Raw genomic sequence first — 22,966 nt, 5'->3', positions numbered from 1 at the left:
ATTACCCCGCTACCGGGAGCGGCGTCAGCTTCCGGTGATCGCGCGGGAGAGGAGTTGCTGCAGGGTCCGCTGCTCCGGCTGAGTGAGGGGCTGCAGCGGGGAGTCCTGGGCGAGGACGGCGAGCAACTGCTCGCGTCGCGCCGTGCCGTCGGAGGTGAGGACGATCTGTTTGGTGCGGCGGTCACGAGGATCGGGGCGGCGTTCCACGAAACCCTTACCTTCGAGCCGGTCGATGATGAACGTGGCGTTGGACGGTTCGCAGCTCATGCGATCGGCCAGGTCCCGCATCGTCATGGGTCCGGTCAGTTCGCGCAACGCCACCGCCTGCGCGGCGGTCAGGTCGAGGGCGGTGGCGCGGTCGCGGACGTGCGACTCGATCCGGCGGGCCAGCGCGTTGACCAGCCCGCACAGTTCCCGGTCGGCGGTGGCCTGTTCCTCGGCGTCCGACGCCGGCCCGTTGTTCATGCGACCAGCATAAGCGATTCATCAAGCTGAAACAGTTGCAACTTTAATAGTTCTAGCTTTAAGGTTTTTGGTGTGGCCACGCACTCACCCACACGACAGACAGGCCGGAACCATGACCACCTCTGAGACCCGCACCGCCGCAGTCGACGACTCGCGACTCCAGCGCCCCGCCCGGATGCGCTCGATCCACGTGGGCGAGCTCCGCGTGACCTACGTACCCGACGGGGCGGTCGGGCTCGAGCCGCGCGGCTGGCTGCCCGACGCCACCGACAAGGAGTGGGCCGCGCACGCCGACCACCTCGACGAACACGGAAAGCTGCCGGCGGGGATCGGCGGACTACTGGTCGAATACGGCGAGCGGGCGTTGCTGATCGACGCCGGAATCGGACCGATCGCCGAGCCCGACGACCCGGGCAACACGCTCATCGGCGCCATCGGCGGTGGCGCTCTCCTGGAGAATCTCGCCCTGACCGGTCGCACACCGGACCGGATCGAGGCCGTCGCGTTCACCCACCTGCACACCGACCACATCGGCTGGGCCCACCACCCGGCGCCCGGCACCGACGCACCGGCATTCACGGGCGCGGAATACCTTGTCGCGGAGCAGGAGTGGGACCAGCGCCACCTCGCCGCACACGGCGTCACCCCGGAGATGCTGACGACGATGGCGCCGCGGGTGCGCACGATCAGGGACGGCGACGAGATCTTCCCCGGCGTCCGCGTCGTCGAGATACCGGGCCACACCGCCGGGCACACCGGATTCGCCATCGCCTCCGGCGAGCAACGCCTGCTGGCCTTCGGCGACGCGCTGCACTCGCCGTTGCAGATCCGCTACCCACACTGGACTTCCGGAGCCGATCACGACATCGCGGCGGCGATAGACGGCCGTCGGCGGTTGGTCGACGAACTCGCCGCCACCGGCGATCCGGCATTCGGGATCCATTTCGCCGACGTCGCGTTCGGCACGGTCGCCCGGGCGGCCGACGGCAGCACCCGATGGGCCCCGCTGCCCTGAAAACCCGGTGCGGACCTGCGGGTTCGGGCGCCGACCGGCCACGTGCACCCGATGGCGGGCCGGTCGGCCGCGTCTACGCTCCGGGTCACGGCGCGCGCCAGACCCGACGGGCCGTACACCTCGTCGTCCCGAGCGCGGACAGGATTCGCGATCCGATCTCCGCCCGGCGACGATGGGCCGGTGGGCAAACTCCTGGTGCTGGTGAACGGACTGCCCGGCTCGGGCAAATCGACACTCGGGCGCGCGCTCGCCCGGACGCTGGCCGCCGAGTTCCTCTCGAAAGACACCGTCAAGGAAGCGCTGGCCGGCTGCGTCACCGATATCGATGCCGTGCCGGAGATCGGCGGAATCGCGATGGACGCGGTCTGGGCACTCGCCCGGGCCGCGCCGCGCGATGTGGTGGTCATCGACTCCTGGTGGTTCCGGCCCCGCGATCTACGGTTCGCCGAAGCCGGGATCGAGACGGTGGCGCCCGAGCGGATCGTGGAGGTCTGGTGCGAGGTCCCGGTCGGAGTGGCACGATCCCGATACGCCGGCCGGCGCCGCGCCGCACTGCATCGAGACGAACTCCGGTTGGCCGCGGACTGGGATTCGTGGGCGGAACAAGCCACACCGTTGGGAATCGGGCCGGTCGTGGTCGTCGACACCACGCGGCCGGTCGATTGCGCGGAGTTGGCCATCAGAATCGGCCGGGTAGCGGCGAGGCCCGCATTCGGATCCGGGGCGGCCGGGCACCGGCCCGCACCCGGTGGGGCCGAAGCGCGGAACACAATTGCGTGAGATAGCCGAGGTGACAGGACCGTTCGACCTGGAGCTGGTCGGGACGATCGGCGCATCCCCACACCGGTAGCCCTGACTACCGCGGCGGGAGGTGGCCGAGGGCGGCGAACATCGTCACCGCCAAGTGATAGTCGCCGATCTCGATACCCGCATCGATATCGGCGACGAGTTCGTCGCGCTCCTGTTCGGTGATCACGCCACCCGACAAGGCGCTCTTACCCAACTGCTCGAACATCGGGCGCACGGTCACCGGGTCCCAGATCACCGCTTCCGAGCCGATATCGTCGATCGCGAATCCCGCCGCGACGAGCAGTCCGCGCAGTAGCCGACCGGATACGGCGTTGGGGGTGGCCGCCAGCATCGCGGCGGTCATCCGCCCCACCACCTCGGGGTTCCCCGGGTGCAGGATCGCGGTCTGCCAGTCGCTGTCGATCAGCAGCGCGCGCCCGCCCGGCCGCAGTACGCGCGCGATCTCCGCGGTGGCCGCCGCCGGATCGTCGAGATGCTGGTAGACGCGCTCACAGCGCACCGCGTCGAACGAATCGTCGTCGAACGGCAGGCGGTAGGCATCGCCCTCGACGAACCGGCCGGGCGTTTCGGCGGCCGCGACGCGCTCGCGCGCGATGGCGAGCATCGCCGGATTCGGGTCGACCCCGACAGCGTCGCCCCGCTCCCCGACGCGGGCGGCGAATTCCACGACCTCCGAACCGGTACCCGAACCCACATCCAGCGCCCGCTCCCCCGGACCGACGGCCAGCGCCTCGTGGCCCCAGCGCCGCATCCGCTGGATACCGGGCAACGCGGCCTGGAGGTCCAGGACAGCGACCAGCACGGCCATCGGATCATCGTCCGAGGTCGAGCGCTCGGCGCCGATCGCGTCCAGATGGAACGACGGCGTCCGCGGGGGCGGTGCGGCGTGTTCGCGCGGCATCTTCCCGACCCTAGCCCCGCGCGGTCGCGCCGTCACTGCCACGCGCCCGACCCTGGTTCACAGCGCCCGAGCCCTGGCACGGACCAGCGAACGCGCCCACCGGCACCACCACGTCGACCGCACCGTCCACGACCGCGAAGACCCTTCGTTCGGATCGCTGGGTGTCGGCGGCGTGTTGCGCGGACGCCCAGTCACAGCGGGATTTCGATTGCGGTTCGCCGCCGCCGGGCATTCTCGCATCGTGATCGATACGCGATCGGTAAGTCCGGACGATTGGCGGATCTGGCGGGAACTTCGGCTCGAGGCTCTCGCGGATGCCCCGTACGCGTTCGCGTCCCGGCTCGAGGATTGGCAGGGCGACGGCGACCGCGAAGAGCGCTGGCGGGCTCGCCTGAGCATCCCGGGATCCTGCAATGTGCTCGCCGAGTCGGACGGGCGCTCGGTGGGGATGGTCAGCGGCTTCCCGGGCTCGGAGGAGGGCGTCGTCGAGTTGGGAACGCTCTGGGTGGAACGGATGGCGCGGGGTCGAGGGGTCGGGGATCGGCTGGTGCGGGCAATCGAGCGGTGGGCGGGGCAGGTGCGTGCCAGGACCCTGTTGCTCACGGTATCGCCCACCAACGAACACGCCATCGCGCTGTACCGGCGCCACGGATTCGACGATGCCGGACGGTCAGAGGATCCCCGAGCCCCCGAGTGGGGAGCGAACATGATGGCGAAGACGTTGCGGTGAAAGCGGCACCGGACGCCGGTGATCTCGGCTGCTGTCCGGCATGATCGACACTCGGCGCCGCCGAGAATCCGAATCTCGCTGTAACACTATCGCGCTCTCCGGACATATGACATCGTCACTATCTGTCCCGACCCGGGACGAAACGAAAGGAACCCTGTGAGATCCAACAAATTCCGCACATTCGCCGGTGCCGCGCTCATCGCCGCGGCCGGGATCGGCGCTGCCGCCGGTGCCGCGGGCGCCGCACCCCTCTCGTTGACCGAGTCCGCAACGCCGATCGAGGCAGAACCTCCCGCGGGCGGCACCGGATCCGCCGAGGCGTTGCTGCCGGTACTGCTGCCGCTGCTCACCGGCTCCGCCGGCGAGACCCCCCCTCAGTAAAACCCGTACGTCCCCGCATTGACGATCGCGGCCCCTGTTCGCCGGGCGTGGCCGCTCCGGTGAGGGATGTACAGCTCCACCCCAAAACTGCGTAGGTTTCGGACAGTTCCCCCGTAACCGCCGGACCCCGGAAAGCCATCCGCTTTCCGGGGTTCCTGGTTTCAGGGCCAAGGAAACCGCGGCACCGAGTAGCGGGAGACGTGCGCGACATCCTCCTCGCGATATCACTCACCCAGTTCGCGGGCCGTGTCCCGGCCGCGAATCGACAGCGCTCCCGGTAACCAGCCGGTGGCGATTCCCTGCTCGTTGTCGACTGCGCGCGAACATGTTTCGAAGATCGGTCTCGACCCGGTCACCCGGGGCCTCCGTGTCGAGGCAGGTCGCGGATCAGCACATCGAAGGTGGGTGCGCCCTGCCAGCTCGGACGCAGCGTCCCCACCCGGGACCAGCCCCAATTCTGGTACGCGCGGTAGGCACGTTCGTTCTCCGGGTCAACGAGCAGGGTCGCGCGGGATTCCGCACGGCCGCGCAACAACTCGTCGTGCAACGCGCGGGCGAGGCCGCGGCCGGTGTGCTCGGCGCAGACCATGATCTCCGAGAGCGCGAAGGTCCGGGCCCCGGTCTCCGCGGTGAACTCGGGATCCACACCTTCGTCCGGCTGGAAACCACGCCACCAGCCGGTGTCCGGAGTCAAGGGCCAACCCCAGGTCTGGCCGACCGGGGCGCCGGCGACACGTGCGATCACCAGCTCGAATCCGGCCCCGCGAGTGGGGCCGGTGTAGACATCGAAGCGGCGCATGAATTCGGCGGGGGTGTCGAACGGGTCACCGCCGACGATGGCCTCCACGTAGGAACCCAGATAGACCGCCTCGACGGTCGCGTGGAGTTCCCTGGCTCGGGCGGCGGTGCAGTGGTGGAAAACGACCGGATCCGCGGTGGTCACAGCGTGATCGCCTTCAGTCTGATTCTCGACACGAGGGCGTCGAATCGGTCACGGAAATCGACCGGAGTTTCGGGCAGAGGACGCAGGGGTTCCAACACACCGCCTCGGACGACGACACCCTTGGGGAAACACCGCATGCCACCGCACACCACACCGATGTGCCGCTGCCGGACCGGGCCGTGGGTGCACACCGGGATGCTCACCGTTGCCGGGGAATCCGGGCTGATCCGCTGCCCGGAAACACAGTTCTGCCTGCGGGGCGCCCATATCCGCGCGGGCCGCATCGACGACCACTGGCGTAACGTGCCCGGGGCGTGCCCGTGGGTCGGTATGCGGGTTCGCGACATCCGGCGCTGTGAGTGCGGGCGGGGACCGTGGATCACCACCCGGCAGCTGCGGCTGTTCACCCGCCGGGACGGCATCACGGGACCCGTCACCGGAGTCGAATGCCCCGGCAGTTCCGTAGCCGGCTGGTGCCTGTCGCCGACGGATTCTGCACCGGTCACCAGCGCGACCGTGCGAGCGGCTGTCCGTGGTCGGGCGCACAGATCGTCGAGAAGGGCATCCACCCGCCGCTGTTCACCCGGGAACCGCCCGGCAGCTGGTGATCGGACAGTGGGCCGGGCACCTGTGTTCGCGGGCGGCTCGACGGCCGACCGGTGATTCGCGCGATGCGATAGCGGCCCTTTCGTGATCCGGATACCGGGACAGGAACGAAAGCAGGTCATCGGGCCGCCCGACTATCGCGATCCGCCGGAAGGAGCTTCTTCCTCTTGGCGGGAAGGGCGTTGTTCCGTGCTTAGGTGGCACGTATTGCCCGGCAGCACAGACGAAGAGAGATCGCGATGTTCAGCCTCAATAGAATTTCCGAGCGCATTCCGGTTCTGCCTGCGGTCATCTCCGGATTCGCCGTGGTGGCGGTGTCGGCGACAGCCGGTGCGGGGGTGGCTCAGGCGGTTCCGCCGGGAATCGCGTACTGCTCATCGGTTCCGGTCGGCAGCCGGGTCGAGGTGAAATGCACGAATACCGATGTGGGCGCGGCAACCGCCGGAATGGCCGGGTTGTGTAGCAACCTTCGTATTCTGTACAGGCAGGCGGAAAGAATGCGAGGCGAATCGACGATCGAATGGAGTGAGGAGTGCGGCCCGGGCGCTCACCCCATTCTGTGGAACGCGCGGGCCGAAACCGATTATCAGCGGTCGCTCGACGACGACGACTGACACCCGGCTCCTCGCGGTGGTCACGAACGCGGACACGATCCGTGTCCGGGCTTCCCGCAGGCCCGCGACAGCGAACGCCCGCGGCGGACAACACCCTGATCGCCGCATGCGCGGGCCCATTCGGACACGTTGCCCGATGGGCGCGGGCAGATCGGCCGACCGCAGGGCCGGGTACGCGGCCGTTCCTGGCGGATCTATAGTGACAGCAATCCGATTGGTGCTCCCTGGAAGTACAGCCGCAGAATGGGAGCCCCCGCCCGGATGATTCCGGGCGATGGAGTGGGCGGCGTTATCTGCCCACCCATTTTCTGGAGGAATCCCATGCAAATCGGACTCGGCTTGCCGATCGCCGACCCCGCCGCCCTGCTCGATTGGGCCCGTCGTGCCGACGCGGGACCGTTCTCGACGCTCGGCCTGCTCGACCGCCTCGTCTATGACAATCCCGAACCGCTGGTCGCGCTGTCGATGCTCGCCGGCGCCACCAGTCGCGTGCAGGTGCAGACCGAGGTACTGCTCACGCCGCTACGCGATACCGCGCTGCTCGCCAAACAGGTCGCGACTCTGGACCGGATGTCCGGGGGCCGGCTGGTGCTCGGGCTCGGCGTCGGCGGTCGCGCCGACGACCATCTGGCGGCCGGTGTCGACCTGCGTACCCGTGGCCGCCGGATGGACGAACAACTCGCGCTGCTGCGCAGGCTGTGGTCCGGTGAGCCGTTCGGAGCCGAATGCGGTCCGATCGGACCGGCGCCGCTGCGGCCCGGTGGGCCGCCGATCCTCTTCGGCGGTTTCCGGCCCGCCGCGCTGGAGCGCGTCGCCCGCTGGGGCGACGGGTTTCTCGCGGCGGCCCCCGCGCCGTGGTGCGGCGAACTGTTCGACTCGGTCCGCGGATACTGGCGCGAACACGGGCGCGACGGCGAACCCCGGATGGTCGCGCAGGTCAATATCGCTCTCGGTCCGCAACCGGTGGTCGACGACGCCCGCGCGGCCCTCGGCGCCTACTACGAGTTCACCGGTATCGCCGAGAACATGCTGTCCGGCCTGCGCACCACCTCCGCCGAGATCCGCTCGGCGATACGACAGTTCGCCGATCTCGGGGCCGACGAGGTGATGCTGTACTGCTACGGCGCCGATCCCGACCAGGTCGACCGCCTCGCCGACATGATCGGCTGACGCCGGTTCACCCGAGTCCGGCGACAGTGTCGGCCGACCCGGGATAGGGGCCGAGATGCGGCCGCCGACCGAGTCGTCGGCCGCTCTCGCCCTATCGGGGTTGTAACCCTGCCCCACGCAAGGGCAGGGTTGCTCGCCGAGCGGTTGCGGGCGGCCGCCCGGAGCAGGGGTCCTGCCATCGACCTCACGCCCGCGACCGCGCAGCGGACGCGACGGGCCCGAGGGACAGACCTCCGAATCTGCGTTCGGCGTCGGCGAGCATCTGCTCCCGTTGCTTCGAGGTTTTCGCGGTGACATCGTCGAAGTTCATCCAGGTCAGGTTCTTGACGCCGATCTTGGCGAAAGTGCCCTTGAACATGATCTTGGTCAGCGGGTCGCGGTACCACCAGCGATACACCTTGCCCGGGGTGGTCATCACCGACATCACGGTGACCCCGGCCAGACGTGGCATCAGATTGCGGAACGGATTGCCCTTGGCCTCGGCCAGTTCCTCGAAGACCACGCCCTTGGTGAGCACACGGTCCAGGAATCCCTTCGTCGCGGCGGGCATCGCCTCCCACCAGACCGGGAACACGAATACGAGGTGATCGGCTTCCATCAGCCGCCGCTGGTAGTCGGCAACCACGGGATCGACCACCGCGCTCTGGCGCCATGCCCGCAGATCGTCGGCGGTCATCGCCGGATTGAAGCCGTCGGCCGCCAGGTCGATCAGATCGACCTCGTGTCCGGCCGCTGTCGCGCCGCGGATCGCCGCCGCCGCGAGGGCAGCGGAAAAGCTACGACGATGCCGCACGTTCTGCGACGACTCGAGGGTATAGGGGTGGTCGAGAACCAACAGGACTCGCATCGGAGCACTCCTCACAGCAGGGTTTGATAAGCAACTGTTGCATCTCAAACTGTTTGATGTCAAACCCGGATGTCTATGCTGAGCCAATGCAGAACGCACCCTGGCCGGACGACTGGTCGAAGCTGTGGTTCCTCGTTCGTCGCGTCGCCTCGCTGATGGATCGCGCCGGCGAGAGCATGTTCCGCCGCGAGCTGGGCATTTCGCTGGCGCAGTTCCTGGTCCTGAGCGTGGTGGACGCCCATCCCGGCGAGATCAACCAGCAGGCCATCGCCGACCGCCTCGGCTTGACCAAGGGCACCGTCAGCCGCCAGATCGACGCGGCGGTGACCGCCGGGCTGATGAACGTGGCGGTCTCACCGCGCACCCGCCGGGCCAACACGATCACGCTGACCGAAGCGGGCACGGAAATGGTGCGTCGCGGCGACGCCACCTTCGAGCAGGCACGACACACCGCCCTCGAGCGTATGGCTCCCGACGATCTCGCGGCCGCGCTACGCCTGCTGGCGTCGATGGACGAAGCACTCACCGCGTCCCTGCGCTGAACGACGCTTCGCGGCGCCCCCTCGCCGACGCGATCGGCCAGTGCTACCGCCGCAGGTCCCGATCTCGCCGATCGGCTCGGCCGCGTAGGTCTTCGCACGCTGAGTCACCGGCCGGGTGATCGACGCGACCGTCAGTTCCGGGCTCTGCGTCTCCCGACCACATCACGGGCCACCGGATCGGCCGACTCGATGCGCTCGACGGGGGTCCGGACCACTATCACCCCGCCGGATTTGCAACCCTCCCCTTACGGGAGGGTAGGGTTGCTCGCCGAGTGGTTCCGGGCACGCCTGCCCGGCAGTGCGGCCTAGACCGGACCGCCCGCCACCTCCATCGAACATTCCCGCCGATGAGCAGCCCCGCTCACCCGGCCGCGCCCACGTGCGCACGACCTCTGAACGGAGTAGCGATCGTGTCGAGCACGGATCGGCCGGGCACCGCCGGTATCTCGGTGGCGGCGGCGCTGCGCAGTCCGAAGCGACTGCGCACGGAGGTGCTGGCCGGGCTGGTGGTGGCACTGGCGCTGATCCCGGAGGCGATCTCGTTCTCCATCATCGCGGGTGTGGACCCGCGGGTCGGGCTGTTCGCCTCGTTCACCATGGCCGTCACCATCGCGATCACCGGCGGCCGGCCCGCGATGATCTCGGCGGCGACCGGCGCAGTGGCGCTGGTGGTCGCCCCCGTGGTGCGCGACCACGGATTGGACTACCTGATCGCGACCGTGATCCTGGCCGGTGCGATCCAGGTCGTGCTCAGTGTGGCGGGGGTGGCGAAGCTGATGCGGTTCATCCCGCGCAGTGTGATGGTCGGATTCGTCAACTCGCTGGCGATTCTGATCTTCCTCGCTCAGCTCCCCCACCTGTTCGGTGTGCCGTGGCTGGTGTATCCGATGATCGCGGCCGGGCTCGCGATCATCGTGGGGCTGCCGAAACTCACCACCGCGATTCCGGCCCCGCTGGTCGCGATCGTCGCGCTCACCGCGATCACGCTGGTGTTCGCGCTGCACGTGCCGAATGTCGGCGACGAGGGCGAACTGCCGTCGAGCCTGCCGCTGCCGCTGCTCCCCGATATCCCGCTCACCTTCGAGACCCTGCGCATCATCGCCCCTTACGCCCTGGCGATGGCGCTGGTGGGGCTGCTGGAATCGCTGCTGACGGCCAAACTGGTCGACGACATCACCGATACTCATTCCGACAAATCCCGCGAGGGCCGGGGACAGGGCATCGCCAATATCGTGACGGGTTTCTTCGGCGGGATGGGCGGCTGCGCCATGATCGGCCAGACCATGATCAATGTGAAGGTGTCCGGGGCCCGCACCCGGATCTCCACGTTCCTGGCCGGTGTCTTCCTGCTGATCCTGGTGGTCGGCCTGGGCGGGCTCGTCGCGCAGATCCCGATGGCGGCGCTGGTCGCGGTGATGATCATGGTGTCGGTGGGCACCATGGATTGGCATTCGCTCGCCCCGGCGACCCTGCGGCGGATGCCGATCGCCGAGACCACGGTGATGCTGGTGACCGTCGCGATCACCGTGGCCACCCACAACCTGGCCTACGGCGTGATCGCCGGCGTCCTCACCGCGATGGTCGCCTTCGCACACCGGGTCGCCCACTTCACCGAGGTGGTCCCGGTAGCCGGAACAGATGCCGATACCCGCGTCTACAAGGTGCAGGGCGAACTGTTCTTCGCCTCCAGCAACGATCTCGTGTACCAGTTCGACTATGCCGGCGACCCCCGCAATATCGTGATCGATATGTCCGATACGCATATCTGGGACGCGTCCACCGTCGCCGCGCTCGACGCCATCACCACCAAATACGCCGCCAAGGACAAGCGAGTGGAGATCCTCGGGCTCAACGCCGCTTCGGTAGCCCGGCACGAACGCCTCTCGGGACACCTCACCGGCGCGCACTGAAATGGACGGCGACGCACAGTATCTGCAGATCGGGCAGGTGTCCGATCGAACCGAGCTGTCCCTCAAGACCATTCGCCACTACGACGAGGTGGGTCTGGTGCAGCCCTCGGCGCGGTCGGCGGGCGGGTTCCGGCTCTACACCGCGGCCGATGTGGAACGGCTGCTGACCATCCGCCGGATGAAGCCGCTCGGGTTCACCCTCGCCGAGATGAAACGACTGCTCGACGCCATCGACGTCATCGACGACTCCACCGCGTCGGCCCGGCTACGGGCCGCGGCGAGCGCGGAGCTGCGGGATTTCCGGGCGAAAGCCCGTGACAGCGCCGAACAGCTCCGGCGGCAACTGGCCTACGCCCAGGAATTCGCCGAGCTGCTCGACCGGCTTGCATGATGGGGACCCGCTGCGCCGATATCGGCGCTCGGAGCGGCACGGGGCCCTGATCGCGCGAGTTCTGGCACCGCCACCATCGGATGCAGCCGGCCGCCGCTCACGAAACGACACACTTCGCTGCGAGCGGCGGCCGTTCGCGGATCACACAGTCGCGTCGAGCAGCCGGCGCGTCTGCTCGCCGATGATCTCGGCGCCGACCGGATCGGCCCCGCCGCCCGCCTGATGTCCCCACACACTGTGGATGGTCAGGGCTTTCCCGTTCCGGAGGTGAGCCGCGGCCGCTTCCTCGTCCTCCGGCGGGAAGTACAGGTCGGTATCGCAGGCCAGGGAGACGAGCTGAGCGTCGATCGCGCCCAGTGCCGCGGGCAGGTCGCCGCCGAACCGCGGACCGCGCGAGATGTCGGCGGTGATCCAGGTGTCGAGCTGGCTGAGCACGTTGTCGACGTCGAGACCGGCGAAGTTGGCGATCCAGAATCCGCTCGTCGTCTCCTCCGCGGAATCGAATCCGAGTTCGCGATAGGCCTCCTGCCGGTGGAAGGCCTGCGAGAAGCCCCAGCTCGCGAATACCCGCGCGAATGTCTCCAGAGCGCTGCGGGATTCGGCGGCGGTGCGGTCACCGGCCCCGTTCAGCGGTGCGGTGAGCGCCGCGCGCAGGCCGTCCACGAACACTCGGCCGTGCGCGGGGGTCCGGGGCGCTCCGCAGTACGGGAGCGCACGCCGGACCATCTCGGGATGGTCCACCGCCCACTGGTAGGTCTGCACGGCTGCCATCGAACAGCCGAGTACCAGTGCCAGCCGCCCGATGCCGAAATGCTCGGTGACCAGCCGATACTGCGCTTCGACGTTATCGCGCATGGTGAGGCGGGGGAACCGCGGTCCGTCGAAGGGCGCGGCGGTGTTCGACGGCGACGAGGACAGCCCGTTGCCGAACGTATTCGGGACGATGACGAAATAGCGGTCGGTGTCGAGCGGGCGGCCCGGGCCGATCAACCATTCGTTGGATTCATGGGTGCCGGCGAACCAGGTGGGAAAGACGATCGCGTTGCCCCGGCCGGGATCGAGTTCGCCGTAGGTGGCGTAGGCGAGGACCGCCTCGGGGAGCGTCTCGCCGCTTTCGAGCTCGAAATCGCGCAGAACGAATTGCTGTACAGCCATGATGGTTCCTCGTTGTTCGGTGTCGAATGATCTATCGGGTGGTTCGGAAGTCGGAGGACGCTCGGACGACGAGCGTGGGGGGCAGGGCGCGGCTTTCCGGGGTCTGCCCCGCGATGATCCGCACCAGGGCATCCACGGCCGCGCGGCCCATACCGTGCATATCGGAGTGCACCGAGGTCAGCGGCACGGCCAGCTGCCGGGCGATGGAGATATCGTTGAAACCCACCACCGCCAGGTCGGTTCCGACCGTGCGCCCGTGCTGCCGGACCGCCGACATGGCACCGATCGCGGAGAAATCGTTCACGGCGAACAGCGCGGTGAGCTCGGGACGGTCCCGGAGCAGCCGATCCGCGGCCTCGGCCCCGGACTCGGGGTCGAAACCGCAGTGCGCCACGAGTTCCTCTGGGATCGGGCACTCGTTCTCGGCGAAATAGTCCAGGAATCCGCGACGCCGGTCCGAGCCGGTGCTGGCGTAGGGCTGCGCGGCGACGATGCCGACGGTTCGATGCCCGTGCCGGAAAAGGTGTTCGGCCGCGAGCCGGCCACCGAGGTAGTCGTCGCAGGTGATCGATACGTGCCCCGGCGCCCGGCGGTTGACCAGGACGTAGGGCACTTTGCGCCGACGCAGTTCGGCGGCGACGACGCCGTCGAGGCGAGAGTCGCCCAGAATGATGCCGTCGACCCGGCGCGAGAGGGCCAGTTCCACCTTCTGCTGCTGGATCCGCGGATCGTCGAAGGTGTTGGTGACGAACGCGGAGAGCCCGGCCTCCGTGGCGGCCTCGTCGATTCCTTCGTAGATGGTGGACAGGACCAGATCCGACAGGCGCGGCACCAATGCCGCCACCTGGTTGGTGCGCTTGGTGCGCAGGCCCGCGCCCAGCGGATTGGGACGGTAGTCGACCTCTTTCGCGTAGGCCCTGACCCGTTCGACGGTCTTCGACGAGGCCGCCTTCGCGCCGTCGGCGGCCGAGGCGTTCAAGATCCGGGACACCGTGGAGACGTGCAGCCCGAGATCGGCGGCGATCTGCTGCAGTGTCGCGGGACGCGGGTTCGACATCGTCAACGGGTTCCTTCTCGAGTCTTGACAACATGTTCTGGATCACACTAGCGTTCCGAACACCTCCTACCCAAACGTTTGGCCTTGCTCCGGCAGGTTAACCCAAACGTTTGGCCAATGGCAACAGCCAGTAAGCCGAAAGAGTCGATGCCATGACCGTCAGTCCCGTGACCATCGCCGTAGTCCAGTCCGACCCCAAGGTCGGGCTCGAGCATCGGGAACAGAACCTGACCGCAGGCCTGGCCGCCGCGGAAGCGGCGGCCGCCGAGGGCGCGAACCTGATCGTGCTGCCCGAACTGTCGTCCTCGGGCTACTCCTTCGACAACCGCGCCGAAGCCTTCGCGCACGCCGAACCGGTCGACGGCCCCTTCATCGACGCCTGGTGCGAATTCGCCGCCCGGCGCGCGGTGTACGTCGTGGTCGGCTTCGCCGAGCTCGACGGTGTGCGGCTGTTCGACACCGCGGCGCTCATCGGCCCGGGCGGGCTGATCGGCACCTACCGCAAAACCCACCTGTGGAACCAGGAGAAACTCTGGTTCACCCCGGGTGACCTGGGCTTTCCCGTGTACGACACACCTATCGGCCGGATCGGGATGCTGATCTGCTGGGATATCTGGTTTCCCGAGGTGCCGCGGATCCTCACCCAGCAAGGCGCCGACATCATCTGTTCGAGCAACAACTGGGTCTGGACTCCGCCGCCGTTGTTCGACGAGGCCGGCCGGTGCATGGCCGACTATCTGACGATGACCGCGGCCCACACCAACAACGTGTTCATCGCCGCGTCCAACCGGGTCGGCGTCGACCGCGAGGCGCGATTCCTCGGCTGCTCGATGATCGCCGGAACCAACGGCTGGCCCCTCGGCGCCGTCGCCGGGCCCGAAGAACGCACGATCGTCTACGCATCCGTCGACCTGGCGACCGCGCGCAGTGCACCGATCTGGAACGACCTCAACGATCTGCACCGGGACCGGCGCACGGATCTGTACGACTCGATGCTGGGATACACCCGCGGCGAAAGGTTCCCGCGATGAGGGGCCCAGCGCTCGTGCGTTCGTTCCGCCGGAACGACCACGCGGCGGTCCTCAGCGTCGCGGCCGTCGCCGCCACCGTCTCGATCTCGGCGGCGGGAGCCCTCCCCGCACTGGCTCGGACCACGACCGGCGACACCTGGATCGGCGATGCGCTGTCGGGCATTCGGGAAACAGGCACGGCCGTCCTCGCGAATCTGTCCGATCCGACCTTCTACGGGACGGCCGCGGCCGGGCTGCTGATGCTGGCCGGCGCGGGTTTCGCGCACGCGATCCGCACCAGAGACGTCGGCTGGAAGGGTTTCCCGGTCGCCTGCGATTCCGGCCTGTGGGGCTGGATGGCCGGCGCGGGGATCCTCGCGCTGCTGCTGAGCCACCTCTGCTGGGGCTGGACCCGATCGCCGGACACCCCCTGGCAGCCGTTGTTCGTCGCCTTCGTCTCGGTGACGCCCGCGGTGGTGCTGATGTACGGCCGGGGCTGGAAGGTCGCGCTGACCGCCGCCGTGCTCGGCGCCGGACTCACCGCGCCGGCGGCCATCGCCGCCGCGACCTACCTCTGTGTCCCCCTGGGAGTTCCGACCGTCGCGGGGTTCACCGCGGCGATGGCGGTCACCGCCTATATCTCGTTCGCCGTCTGCCGCCGACTGCCCTGGTTGGATCTGCACGCGGGAAAATACGTGCAGCAACCCGGCCTCGGTACCGGGGTGGGCGCCGATTCGCCGCAGTCCGCGACCTGGATGCTGCGCCGCGTCCTCGCCGACTTCACCGAGGCGCCGTTCTTCGGCAACGAATGGGCCGGTGCGGGGCTGATCGCCGGGGCCGTCCTCGCCTATCTCACGACACAGCCCACCGAGGGTCTCGCCGCCCTGTTCCCGCAGATCCTCGGCGCGCAACTGGCCGCCGGCGCGCTGTCGGTCATCGTCTGGCGCGGCCGGTGGCGGGCCCACGGGTGGTACCCCAGCTTCGTCCCCGTCGTCTCCGTCGCGCCGGCGGCCGTCATCGCCTTCGAGGCGTCACCCGTCCCCACCCTGGCCGCCCTGGTACTCGGCGTGCTCAGCGGCCCGCCGCTGGCCTTCCGGATCGGGGCGCTCGTACCCCGGCACGTCCACAGATTCGTCGGGTGCGTCGGTTCGATGGCGATCTGCACATCCGCCATCGTCCCGGCCATCAGCCTCCTCACCTGACCCGGATCGGACCGACCTACCATGTGCACAGCGAATACCGTTCCACGCAAGGCGAATACACGCGCCGACGCACCGTCGATCCGCGACCTGTCCACCCGGTTGCGCGCCGGTTCGACCACCTCGACCGAGCTCGTCGAACAGGCGCTCGCCCGGATCGACGCGGTGAACCCCGAGATCAACGCCTTCACCTACGTCGACGGCGCCGGCGCGCTCGACCGGGCCGCCGCCTTGGACCGCGAGAGGCGCGGCCCGGGGCGTCGGGGACAGCTGCACGGCATCCCGATCGCGGTCAAAGACGTGATCGACGTCGCCGCCATGCCGACCGAATGCGGCTCCGCCCAGCTGGCCGGGAACATCGCCACCACGTCCGCACCCATCGTCGCGCGGCTGGAAGAACTCGGCGCGGTCGTACTCGGCAAAACCGTCACCCACGAATTCGCCTACGGGCCCACGGGAGACTGTTCGGCCGCCGGGCCCTCCCGCAACCCGCACGATCTCGCGCGAATGACGGGCGGCTCCAGCGGCGGCAGCGCCGCGGCGGTCGCGGCCGGAATCGTGGCGCTCGCCGTGGGAACCGATACCGGCGGCTCCTGTCGCGTCCCGGCCGCGCTGTGCGGGGTCACCGGATTCAAACCCGGATACGGACAGATCAGCGTGGACGGCGTATATCCGCTGGCGTCCAGCCTGGACCACGTCGGCTTCCTGCTCGCCGACCCCGCCGATCTCCACGTGGTGGGCCGGGAACTCGGGCTGGAACCGGCCGGACCGCCGCGCGGGGACGGCCCGATCACGGTGGGCTGGCTGGACCCGGTCCACCTCGGACCGGCCGACCCTGTCCTCGTCGCACGCTGCCGTGCGGTCCTCGCCGGGCTGGAAACCACCGGAGCGATCCGCCTCGTCGAGCCGCGCCTACCGCACCCGGAGCGGCTGCAGGCGATGTTCCAGACGATCCAGAGCTTCGAGGTCACCGCCGTACACGCGACCATGCTGCGCGACCGTCCCGACCTGTATCAGCCCGATACGCTGGACCGCCTGCTCGGCGCCCGGCAAGTGACCTCGCGGGAGTACGAAAAAGCCCGCGCCGAGCGTCCACGGGCGGTAGCGGAGGTGAGGCAGCTGTTCGACGGCGAGATCGACGTGCTGGCCACGATCACCGCACCGATCACCGCACCGGCCCTCGGCGAGCGCCTCTCGGTCGTCTCCGGCTACCGCGTCCCCACCAAGCAGGCGCTGCTGTCGATGACCGGTATCTGGAATCTCATCGGGGAACCCGCGATCAGCGTTCCCGCCGGGCAGATCGACGGACTGCCGATCGGGATGCAACTGGTGGCCCGTCGCTCGGTGCGACAACTGGCGGAGCTGGGCTCGGCTGTTTCGCGGCAGGCGGCCGCCGCGGGGTGAACAGGCGCGGGCCGGGCCGTCGATTCGCGGATCGAGCGAGGATTTCACGGTCGCAGCAGGAAATCGACCAGTGCGGTCCGCTCGCCCGCCGCCGCCCGCTCGGCCCGCGGCGAATCCGACAGGTGCAAGGCGCCGATGCCCATCGCGAACATCCACTCCGCGCGCCGGGCGGCGGTATCCGGGTCGAACCCGTGATCCAGGAATGCCTGCCGGACCGCGCGGCGCGCATGCCGGTCCGACGCCCGCACGCTCGCGGCCGCGCGTGGATCCGAACGCGCCCATTCGCGCATGGCCCGTTCCAGGGTCCAGTGCCGGGAACTGTTGAGCAGGGCCGTCATCGCGATCAACCGTTCCCGCGGCGGGGCGCCGGCGAGGGCGTCGATCCGCCCATGCTCCCGGTCGCGCCAGCCGCCCCAGGAGGTCACGAGCGCGTCCTTGAACGCGGGGATATCGGGAAAGTGGTGGTAGAAACTGCCTTTGGTCACCCCGAGACGCCGGCACACCTCGTCGAGCTTCAGGTCCCGGAATCCCGCTTCGGCCAGGATCGTGTATCCGGTCTGCAACCAATCATCGACCGTCAACTGGACGGCACCCCGAGCCCGCGCCATCGCGACAGCTTAATGGGTGCGGCGGGGCACAGTCCGTCCACCGGCTGTGCCCGGCCGGGGCAGAGACGAAGGTACGCGCGGCGGGTGGACGACGCGGCTCCCGACGGTCGATCAGCCGGACTCCCCGGCCGGACGCCGCGCCGCCCGTGCCTCGATGCCCGCGACGATGGTGTCGGCGACCAGCCGGGCGTGGCGGCGCACCGCGCGTTCGGATCTCGGATCCGCGGGCGACATCCGGGTCGCCAGCGGCAGCAGCGCGAACGGCGCGGTCGCGCCGTGGGCGATCAGGAAATGCAGGGATCGTAGATCGTCGCGGTTCAGGATTCGCTGCTGGATCAGGGGTATCAGGGGTTCGGCGATGAGCACCGACATCGGTTCGATGTGCCGGTCGTAGAGGTAGGTCAGGCGGGGGCCCTCGATCGCGGCCTCCATACTGATCAACCGCACCACATCGGGGTGCTCGGCCTGGAGTTCCAGGAACCGGATGATGCCCGCCCGGAATTCCTCGAGCGGCGGCAGGTCCCGGCGCGGCGGGCGGATCTTCAGCAGGGTGACCACATTCCCGAAGATCCAGTCCACCACCGCGTACCAGAGCGCTTCCTTCGAACCGAACCGCTGGTGGATCAGGTTGTGGCTCACCCCCAGTTCGCGGTTGATCGCGGCCACCGAGGCCCCGGCGAATCCGTCGCGCGCGAAGACCCGCAGCGCGACGGTGAGGATCTCGTCCGCCGAGGCCGGTGAATCCCCGGTGGGCGGGCGCCCGCGCGCATTGCGCGGACCCCGCGGTTCGGGTGGGACGACAGCGTTCATGGTCCGATTATATTGACACCCATCAATTTCTCTGCAATATTGACCCCCATCGACTTTGCTCCGCGGTGTGGCGGATCGCAACGCTTGTCGGCCCAGTCGGCAGCTACGTCCGCTCCGCGCCCGACGAGGACTGGATGCTGCTATGGAATCCTTTGTTCACCTGCGGAAAGGCACCACCCCGGATCGGCTGCACGCTGACCTGAACGGGCTCAAGGACGACGAACTGGGCCGCGGCGGATTCACCGGCCGGACCGCCCAGCTGTACCGGCGCAACGATCCCGTCAGCTATCGCGCCGTGGGCCCCCTCGCCCCGGTCGACGTACTCGCCGACGCGCTGCAACCCACCGACGCCACCGATCCCGCGGGCGCACCGCTGCTGTTGTTCTCCAACGCCGACTGCCGGATATCACTGAGCAGGCGCGCCGTGGAGATGCCGTTCTTCGCCCGGCACATCGATGGCGATCTGCTGTCGTTCGTGCACAAGGGAACCGGCCTGCTGGAAACCGAGTTCGGACCACTGCGCTACCGCGAGGGCGATTGGGTCTATCTGCCGAAGGCATGCACGTTCCGGCAGGTGCCCGACGACGAGACGACGCTGCTCATGATCGAAGCGACCGAGGAGTTCCGGGTCCCGCCGCCCGGACCGCTGGGCCGCCACTTCCCGTTCGACCCCGGCCGGACGACCGTCCCCGAGCCGTATGCCTTCGACGACGACGGGCGCGACGAGTACGAGATCCGCCTGATCCACGAGGGCGGCCCGACTTCGCTCTTCTACCGGCATCACCCGCTGGACGTGGCGGGTTGGCAGGGCGACAATTTCCCGTTCACCTTCAATATCGCCGACTACAACGTGATCCTCTCCGATACCGTGCACCTGCCCGCCACCGTGCATCTGTTCATGCAGGCCACGGGCGTGTACGTGATGAACTTCCTGCCCAAGCGCGCCGAATCGGCGCCAGGCACCGAAACCGTTCCGTGGTATCACCGCAACGCCGACTACGACGAGATCGCGTTCTTCCATGGCGGCGACATGTACGGCGTGCCGATGCCGCCCGGCCTGATCTCGCATGCGCCGCAGGGCGTTCATCACGGGGCGCCGGAGAAGATGCGTGAGCGGGCACGACGCAAACGCGAGGAGATCACCCATATCGGGTGGACCACCATCGCGGTCGACACCCGGCGCAGACTCGTTCCCTCTCCCGAGGTCATCGCCGGCAATCTCGGCGCGCACTGATCTCGGCCGATCCCGATCCCCGCCGGCGCCGAATTCCCGCCGGTCGGGGCCCGCACTCCGCGCCGCCCCGGACACGGCCGGATCGAAAGATCAAGGCAGGCAACACAATGTCGCATCATGTCGAACGCATCCCGTATGTCGTGGCCTACGCGAACACCTCCGGAACCCGAGACGCCTACGGCGGGCTCACCGAAATGGTCACCCTCGATTCGATTCTGGTGAAACCCGCGGACCTCGCCTCCGATACGGTGCTGGTGCTCATGCACCCGGTCTCCAGCGGCACCTACCTGCCGATCGTCACCGCACTCGCCAGGGCAGGGCATCACATCATCGTGTGCAACAGCCGCTACCGGGGCGCCGACGCCGCGCTGCTCATGGAGAAAGTGGTGCAGGACCTCGGGGAATGCGTCCGTGACGCGAAGAACCGGCTCGGCTACGACAAGGTCGTGCTGGCCGGGTGGAGCGGCGGCGGCTCGCTATCGGTGTACTACCAGCAGCAGGCCCAACATCCGACGGTCACCGCGAGCCCCTCCGGTGACGGTCCCGACCTCACCGCACTCGGCCTGATCCCCGCCGACGGAATTCTGCTGATGGCCGCGCATATCAGCCGTCACCACACCCTCACCGAATGCCTGGATCCCGCGATCCTGGACGAGACCGACCCGACCCGGCGCGACCCGGAACTGGACCTCTACGACACGGCCAACCCCAACCAGCCGCCCTATACCCCGGAATTCGTGGCTCGCTACCGGCAGGCCCAACACGACCGGAACCGGCGGATCACCGCCTGGGTGAAGGAGAAACTGGTCGCCATCCGGGCTTCGGACCGTCCGCAGGACGAATTCTGCTTCGTCGTGCACGGCACCATGGCCGACCCCACCGTCCTCGACCCCGCCCTCGACCCCAATGACCGCACTCCCGGTGAGTCCTATCTTGGTGAACCGCAGGAGGTGAACACCGGCGCGTTCGGGCTGGCCCGGTTCACCACCCTGCGCAGTTGGCTGTCGCAGTGGAGCATCGACGACGCACTGGGCGACGCGGTGGCCTGCGGACCGGATATCGCCGTGCCCACGCTGGTGCTCTACAACGCCGCCGACAATGTCTGCACCCCCTCGCACGCCCATCGGATCTACGCGGCGCTGGGCTGCGCGGACAAGGAACTGCACGAGATCCCCGGCGCCAACCACTACTATCTCGGTCCCGACCAGCGTGAACCGCTCGCGAAGGCGATCGGCCTGGTCGACGACTGGCTGCGCACCCGCGACCTGGGCCCGCGCGCATGAGCCGGTCCGCGCTGCCGTCGCGGGACACCGTCCGGCCGCGCGCAACCCCTCGGATCGAGCCCGGCCGGCGCAGGAGATAATGCCGCGATGGACTCCGCGACTACGGGCGCTCTGGACGGTATCCGGGTACTCGAGATCGGCACGTTGATCTCCGGACCGTTCGCCGGACGGCTACTCGGCGATATGGGCGCCGAGGTGATCAAACTGGAGCCGCCGGACGCCCCCGACCCGCTGCGCACCTGGGGCCAGGCCGAACTGGACGGGCATCACTTCTTCTGGACGGTGCACGCGCGCAACAAGAAAGCGCTCACCCTCAACCTCCGGGAAGACGCCGGTCGGGACCTGTTCCTGGAACTGGCGGAGACGTCCGACATCATCGTGGAGAATCTGCGCCCCGGCACGCTGGAACGGTGGGGTCTCGGATACGAGGTGCTGCGGGCACGCAACCGGGGCATCATCCTGGTCCGCGTGTCCGGATACGGGCAGACCGGACCGGAAGCGCAGAAAGCCGGGTACGCCTCGGTCGCCGAGGCGGCCAGCGGCCTGCGCCATATGAACGGTTTCCCGGGCGGTCCGCCCCCGCGGCTCGCACTCTCCCTAGGCGACAGCCTGGCGGGGATGTTCGCCGCCCAGGGTGCGCTGGCCGCGCTCTACCGGCGCACGGTCACCGGCGACGGGCAGATCGTGGACGCCGCGCTCACCGAAGCCTGCCTCGCCGTGCAGGAATCCACCATCCCCGACTACGACGTGGGCGGCGTGGTGCGCGGCCCCTCGGGCACCCGCCTGGAAGGTATCGCGCCGTCGAATATCTACCGCAGCGCCGACGGCAGCTGGGTGGTGATCGCCGCCAACCAGGACACGGTGTTCCGACGGTTGTGCGCGGCGATGGAACGACCGGAGCTGGCCACGGACGAACGTTTCGCCGGCCACACCGCGCGCGGCCGCAACCAGGACGTACTCGACGAGATCATCGGCGAGTGGGCCGCGGCCCGGCAGCCCGCGGAGATCATCGCCACCTTGAACGAGGCGGGCGTGATCAGCGGGCCCATCAATACCGTCGCCGAGGTCGTCACCGACCCGCAGCTCAACGCGCGCGGCATGATCGCCGACCACTACGACGAGCGGATCCAGCGGAATGTGAAGGGCCCGGGCGTGATTCCCGTCCTGTCGGTCACTCCGGGGACCATTCGCAACGCCGGGTCGGCCCGGCCGGGACAGCACAACGACGAGGTGTACTCCGGTCTGCTCGGAAAAACCGAGGCCGAGCTCGAGGCTCTCCGGTCGCGCGGAATCATCTAGCCGACGCGAGGATTCCTGTGGTGCCGGATTCCGCCACCACAGGCCGCTTCGGTGCCGGATTCCGTCCGGACCGGCGTATTTCGTCGCCGAGCAGCGTGCCGCGATGCACGATCGGAACGGTAAACCCGTTACCGGACGGCCGTGGCCGCCCACTCTGCCCAGGAGGATCCGTGCTGACTGCACTGCCTATCCGATACGTCGCCGATGTCGAGGAATCCCGCCGTTTCTACGCCGGGCTCGGATTGCGCCCCGGCAATGACACCGGACTGTCGGTCTGGACGCAACTGGACGCGGACGCGGGCGCGGTGGGCATCCACGACGCCTCGGTCTCGAAGGGGCGTCCGCCGGGCGCCGTGGAACTGGGATTCGCCACCGACGAGCCCCTCGAAACAGTCGCCACCCGCCTGCGCGAAGCCGGTTACACCCCGGAGTTGGTCGAGGAGGACTTCGGACGCAGCCTCCGGCTGATCGACCCCGACGGCGTCACCATCCAGATCCAGGAACTGGACACCGAGGTCATGCGCCGCTCGGAGGCCGCGCTTCGGGAATAGGCCGGCCGAGCACCCGCTCGGGCCGAGCGGG

At 68.7% G+C, this 22,966-nt stretch carries 26 protein-coding genes; 17 read left to right on the top strand and 9 right to left on the bottom strand.

Features of this window, described 5'->3' with window-relative positions; translation table 11 throughout:
• Positions 1-24: 24 nt before the first annotated feature.
• Positions 25-465, bottom strand: coding sequence for a MarR family winged helix-turn-helix transcriptional regulator (locus tag OG804_RS30665; RefSeq protein ID WP_328392119.1), 441 nt, complete (start codon positions 463-465; stop codon positions 25-27).
• A gap of 112 nt (positions 466-577) precedes the next feature.
• On the opposite strand from OG804_RS30665, the gene OG804_RS30660 reads away from it, so the two are divergent.
• Together OG804_RS30660 and OG804_RS30655 are read left to right on the top strand one after the other, a co-directional pair.
• On the top strand, positions 578-1,480 hold the full coding sequence (locus OG804_RS30660) for an MBL fold metallo-hydrolase (RefSeq protein WP_328392118.1): 903 nt from the start codon (positions 578-580) through the stop codon (positions 1,478-1,480).
• 180 nt (positions 1,481-1,660) lie between these two features.
• Positions 1,661-2,260 (top strand): AAA family ATPase, encoded by a 600-nt coding sequence (locus OG804_RS30655; protein ID WP_328392117.1) that lies wholly within the window; start codon positions 1,661-1,663, stop codon positions 2,258-2,260.
• Positions 2,261-2,336: 76 nt separating this feature from the next.
• Here OG804_RS30655 and OG804_RS30650 read toward each other — a convergent pair whose 3' ends face one another.
• The gene (locus OG804_RS30650; RefSeq protein WP_328392116.1) at positions 2,337-3,191 is read right to left on the bottom strand and encodes a methyltransferase domain-containing protein; all 855 of its coding nucleotides are present in this window, start codon (positions 3,189-3,191) and stop codon (positions 2,337-2,339) included.
• A gap of 241 nt (positions 3,192-3,432) precedes the next feature.
• Between OG804_RS30650 and OG804_RS30645 the strand changes: the two genes are divergently transcribed.
• Together OG804_RS30645 and OG804_RS30640 are read left to right on the top strand one after the other, a co-directional pair.
• Entirely contained in the window at positions 3,433-3,921 is a 489-nt protein-coding gene (locus OG804_RS30645) for a GNAT family N-acetyltransferase (protein WP_328392115.1), read from the top strand.
• Between the two features lie 156 nt (positions 3,922-4,077).
• Positions 4,078-4,302 (top strand): hypothetical protein, encoded by a 225-nt coding sequence (locus tag OG804_RS30640; protein ID WP_328392114.1) that lies wholly within the window; start codon positions 4,078-4,080, stop codon positions 4,300-4,302.
• Positions 4,303-4,526: 224 nt separating this feature from the next.
• On the opposite strand, the gene OG804_RS30635 is transcribed toward OG804_RS30640, so the two are convergent.
• Together OG804_RS30635 and OG804_RS30630 are read right to left on the bottom strand one after the other, a co-directional pair.
• On the bottom strand, positions 4,527-4,658 hold the full coding sequence (locus OG804_RS30635; RefSeq protein WP_328392113.1) for a hypothetical protein: 132 nt from the start codon (positions 4,656-4,658) through the stop codon (positions 4,527-4,529).
• Entirely contained in the window at positions 4,655-5,245 is a 591-nt protein-coding gene (locus OG804_RS30630; RefSeq protein WP_328392112.1) for a GNAT family N-acetyltransferase, read from the bottom strand. Before OG804_RS30630 ends, OG804_RS30635 begins: the two co-directional genes overlap by 4 nt.
• Before the next feature lie 446 nt (positions 5,246-5,691).
• Between OG804_RS30630 and OG804_RS30625 the strand changes: the two genes are divergently transcribed.
• From OG804_RS30625 to OG804_RS30615, 3 genes are all read left to right on the top strand, one after another.
• Positions 5,692-5,853, top strand: a complete 162-nt coding sequence (locus tag OG804_RS30625) for a hypothetical protein (protein WP_328392111.1) — start codon at positions 5,692-5,694, stop codon at positions 5,851-5,853.
• A gap of 195 nt (positions 5,854-6,048) precedes the next feature.
• Positions 6,049-6,465 carry a hypothetical protein gene (locus tag OG804_RS30620; RefSeq protein WP_328392110.1) on the top strand — a complete coding sequence of 139 codons (417 nt, stop codon included), beginning with the start codon at positions 6,049-6,051 and terminating at the stop codon, positions 6,463-6,465.
• Positions 6,466-6,786: 321 nt separating this feature from the next.
• Positions 6,787-7,635, top strand: a complete 849-nt coding sequence (locus OG804_RS30615) for an LLM class flavin-dependent oxidoreductase (protein WP_328392109.1) — start codon at positions 6,787-6,789, stop codon at positions 7,633-7,635.
• Positions 7,636-7,819: 184 nt separating this feature from the next.
• On the opposite strand, the gene OG804_RS30610 is transcribed toward OG804_RS30615, so the two are convergent.
• Positions 7,820-8,482, bottom strand: coding sequence for an NAD(P)H-dependent oxidoreductase (locus OG804_RS30610; RefSeq protein ID WP_328392108.1), 663 nt, complete (start codon positions 8,480-8,482; stop codon positions 7,820-7,822).
• Positions 8,483-8,568: 86 nt separating this feature from the next.
• Between OG804_RS30610 and OG804_RS30605 the strand changes: the two genes are divergently transcribed.
• The 3 genes from OG804_RS30605 to OG804_RS30595 all read left to right on the top strand — a co-directional run bounded on the left by OG804_RS30605 (position 8,569) and on the right by OG804_RS30595 (position 11,325).
• The gene (locus OG804_RS30605) at positions 8,569-9,024 is read left to right on the top strand and encodes a MarR family winged helix-turn-helix transcriptional regulator (protein ID WP_328392107.1); all 456 of its coding nucleotides are present in this window, start codon (positions 8,569-8,571) and stop codon (positions 9,022-9,024) included.
• Positions 9,025-9,371: 347 nt separating this feature from the next.
• Positions 9,372-10,934, top strand: coding sequence for a SulP family inorganic anion transporter (locus tag OG804_RS30600; RefSeq protein ID WP_328392106.1), 1,563 nt, complete (start codon positions 9,372-9,374; stop codon positions 10,932-10,934).
• Position 10,935: 1 nt separating this feature from the next.
• On the top strand, positions 10,936-11,325 hold the full coding sequence (locus OG804_RS30595) for a MerR family transcriptional regulator (protein ID WP_328392105.1): 390 nt from the start codon (positions 10,936-10,938) through the stop codon (positions 11,323-11,325).
• A gap of 141 nt (positions 11,326-11,466) precedes the next feature.
• Here OG804_RS30595 and OG804_RS30590 read toward each other — a convergent pair whose 3' ends face one another.
• Positions 11,467-12,480: an alpha/beta fold hydrolase gene (locus OG804_RS30590; protein ID WP_328392104.1), complete on the bottom strand. Its 1,014-nt coding sequence runs from the start codon at positions 12,478-12,480 to the stop codon at positions 11,467-11,469.
• Between the two features lie 31 nt (positions 12,481-12,511).
• Complete coding sequence (locus OG804_RS30585; protein ID WP_328392103.1) at positions 12,512-13,537, bottom strand: LacI family DNA-binding transcriptional regulator; 1,026 nt, start codon at positions 13,535-13,537, stop codon at positions 12,512-12,514.
• A 152-nt stretch (positions 13,538-13,689) separates the two neighbouring features.
• On the opposite strand from OG804_RS30585, the gene OG804_RS30580 reads away from it, so the two are divergent.
• Genes OG804_RS30580 through OG804_RS30570 form a run of 3 tightly spaced genes read left to right on the top strand, consistent with a single transcriptional unit; the run spans position 13,690 to position 17,150 of the window.
• On the top strand, positions 13,690-14,568 hold the full coding sequence (locus tag OG804_RS30580; protein ID WP_328392102.1) for a nitrilase family protein: 879 nt from the start codon (positions 13,690-13,692) through the stop codon (positions 14,566-14,568).
• The gene (locus OG804_RS30575; protein WP_328392101.1) at positions 14,565-15,749 is read left to right on the top strand and encodes a hypothetical protein; all 1,185 of its coding nucleotides are present in this window, start codon (positions 14,565-14,567) and stop codon (positions 15,747-15,749) included. The genes OG804_RS30580 and OG804_RS30575 overlap by 4 nt, the downstream gene beginning before the upstream one ends.
• 21 nt (positions 15,750-15,770) lie before the next feature.
• On the top strand, positions 15,771-17,150 hold the full coding sequence (locus OG804_RS30570) for an amidase (protein ID WP_328392100.1): 1,380 nt from the start codon (positions 15,771-15,773) through the stop codon (positions 17,148-17,150).
• Between the two features lie 44 nt (positions 17,151-17,194).
• Here OG804_RS30570 and OG804_RS30565 read toward each other — a convergent pair whose 3' ends face one another.
• Together OG804_RS30565 and OG804_RS30560 are read right to left on the bottom strand one after the other, a co-directional pair.
• Positions 17,195-17,758: a TetR/AcrR family transcriptional regulator gene (locus OG804_RS30565; protein WP_328392099.1), complete on the bottom strand. Its 564-nt coding sequence runs from the start codon at positions 17,756-17,758 to the stop codon at positions 17,195-17,197.
• A gap of 111 nt (positions 17,759-17,869) precedes the next feature.
• Positions 17,870-18,568 (bottom strand): TetR/AcrR family transcriptional regulator, encoded by a 699-nt coding sequence (locus tag OG804_RS30560; RefSeq protein ID WP_328392098.1) that lies wholly within the window; start codon positions 18,566-18,568, stop codon positions 17,870-17,872.
• A 142-nt stretch (positions 18,569-18,710) separates the two neighbouring features.
• Here OG804_RS30560 and OG804_RS30555 point away from each other — a divergent pair, with 142 nt between their 5' ends.
• The 4 genes from OG804_RS30555 (at position 18,711) to OG804_RS30540 (ending at position 22,935) form a co-directional block, all read left to right on the top strand.
• On the top strand, positions 18,711-19,802 hold the full coding sequence (locus tag OG804_RS30555; RefSeq protein ID WP_328392097.1) for a homogentisate 1,2-dioxygenase: 1,092 nt from the start codon (positions 18,711-18,713) through the stop codon (positions 19,800-19,802).
• A 107-nt stretch (positions 19,803-19,909) separates the two neighbouring features.
• Complete coding sequence (locus OG804_RS30550) at positions 19,910-21,085, top strand: serine aminopeptidase domain-containing protein (protein WP_328392096.1); 1,176 nt, start codon at positions 19,910-19,912, stop codon at positions 21,083-21,085.
• An 87-nt stretch (positions 21,086-21,172) separates the two neighbouring features.
• Positions 21,173-22,384, top strand: coding sequence for a CaiB/BaiF CoA transferase family protein (locus OG804_RS30545; RefSeq protein WP_328392095.1), 1,212 nt, complete (start codon positions 21,173-21,175; stop codon positions 22,382-22,384).
• Positions 22,385-22,554: 170 nt separating this feature from the next.
• Positions 22,555-22,935, top strand: coding sequence for a VOC family protein (locus OG804_RS30540; RefSeq protein ID WP_328392094.1), 381 nt, complete (start codon positions 22,555-22,557; stop codon positions 22,933-22,935).
• Positions 22,936-22,966 lie beyond the last annotated feature (31 nt).

Source organism: Nocardia sp. NBC_00416 (assembly GCF_036032445.1).
In the GTDB taxonomy this organism is placed as follows: Bacteria; Actinomycetota; Actinomycetes; order Mycobacteriales; family Mycobacteriaceae; genus Nocardia.
Note: the sequence above shows the minus strand (reverse complement) of the source record. Positions and strands in the feature narration are given on the sequence as shown.

What these genes read in the sequence shown, in the direction of transcription:
- OG804_RS30600 (WP_328392106.1), top strand. Translation starts at nt 9,372, where the DNA reads ATGAGCAGCCCCGCTCACCCGGCCGCGCCCACGTGCGCACGACCTCTG.
- OG804_RS30560 (WP_328392098.1), bottom strand. Translation starts at nt 18,568, where the DNA reads ATGAACGCTGTCGTCCCACCCGAACCGCGGGGTCCGCGCAATGCGCGC.
- OG804_RS30590 (WP_328392104.1), bottom strand. Translation starts at nt 12,480, where the DNA reads ATGGCTGTACAGCAATTCGTTCTGCGCGATTTCGAGCTCGAAAGCGGC.
- OG804_RS30660 (WP_328392118.1), top strand. Translation starts at nt 578, where the DNA reads ATGACCACCTCTGAGACCCGCACCGCCGCAGTCGACGACTCGCGACTC.
- OG804_RS30665 (WP_328392119.1), bottom strand. Translation starts at nt 465, where the DNA reads ATGAACAACGGGCCGGCGTCGGACGCCGAGGAACAGGCCACCGCCGAC.
- OG804_RS30615 (WP_328392109.1), top strand. Translation starts at nt 6,787, where the DNA reads ATGCAAATCGGACTCGGCTTGCCGATCGCCGACCCCGCCGCCCTGCTC.
- OG804_RS30550 (WP_328392096.1), top strand. Translation starts at nt 19,910, where the DNA reads ATGTCGCATCATGTCGAACGCATCCCGTATGTCGTGGCCTACGCGAAC.
- OG804_RS30575 (WP_328392101.1), top strand. Translation starts at nt 14,565, where the DNA reads ATGAGGGGCCCAGCGCTCGTGCGTTCGTTCCGCCGGAACGACCACGCG.
- OG804_RS30595 (WP_328392105.1), top strand. Translation starts at nt 10,936, where the DNA reads ATGGACGGCGACGCACAGTATCTGCAGATCGGGCAGGTGTCCGATCGA.
- OG804_RS30610 (WP_328392108.1), bottom strand. Translation starts at nt 8,482, where the DNA reads ATGCGAGTCCTGTTGGTTCTCGACCACCCCTATACCCTCGAGTCGTCG.
- OG804_RS30585 (WP_328392103.1), bottom strand. Translation starts at nt 13,537, where the DNA reads ATGTCGAACCCGCGTCCCGCGACACTGCAGCAGATCGCCGCCGATCTC.
- OG804_RS30545 (WP_328392095.1), top strand. Translation starts at nt 21,173, where the DNA reads ATGGACTCCGCGACTACGGGCGCTCTGGACGGTATCCGGGTACTCGAG.
- OG804_RS30625 (WP_328392111.1), top strand. Translation starts at nt 5,692, where the DNA reads ATGCCCCGGCAGTTCCGTAGCCGGCTGGTGCCTGTCGCCGACGGATTC.
- OG804_RS30580 (WP_328392102.1), top strand. Translation starts at nt 13,690, where the DNA reads ATGACCGTCAGTCCCGTGACCATCGCCGTAGTCCAGTCCGACCCCAAG.
- OG804_RS30565 (WP_328392099.1), bottom strand. Translation starts at nt 17,758, where the DNA reads ATGGCGCGGGCTCGGGGTGCCGTCCAGTTGACGGTCGATGATTGGTTG.
- OG804_RS30570 (WP_328392100.1), top strand. Translation starts at nt 15,771, where the DNA reads ATGTGCACAGCGAATACCGTTCCACGCAAGGCGAATACACGCGCCGAC.
- OG804_RS30650 (WP_328392116.1), bottom strand. Translation starts at nt 3,191, where the DNA reads ATGCCGCGCGAACACGCCGCACCGCCCCCGCGGACGCCGTCGTTCCAT.
- OG804_RS30605 (WP_328392107.1), top strand. Translation starts at nt 8,569, where the DNA reads ATGCAGAACGCACCCTGGCCGGACGACTGGTCGAAGCTGTGGTTCCTC.
- OG804_RS30555 (WP_328392097.1), top strand. Translation starts at nt 18,711, where the DNA reads ATGGAATCCTTTGTTCACCTGCGGAAAGGCACCACCCCGGATCGGCTG.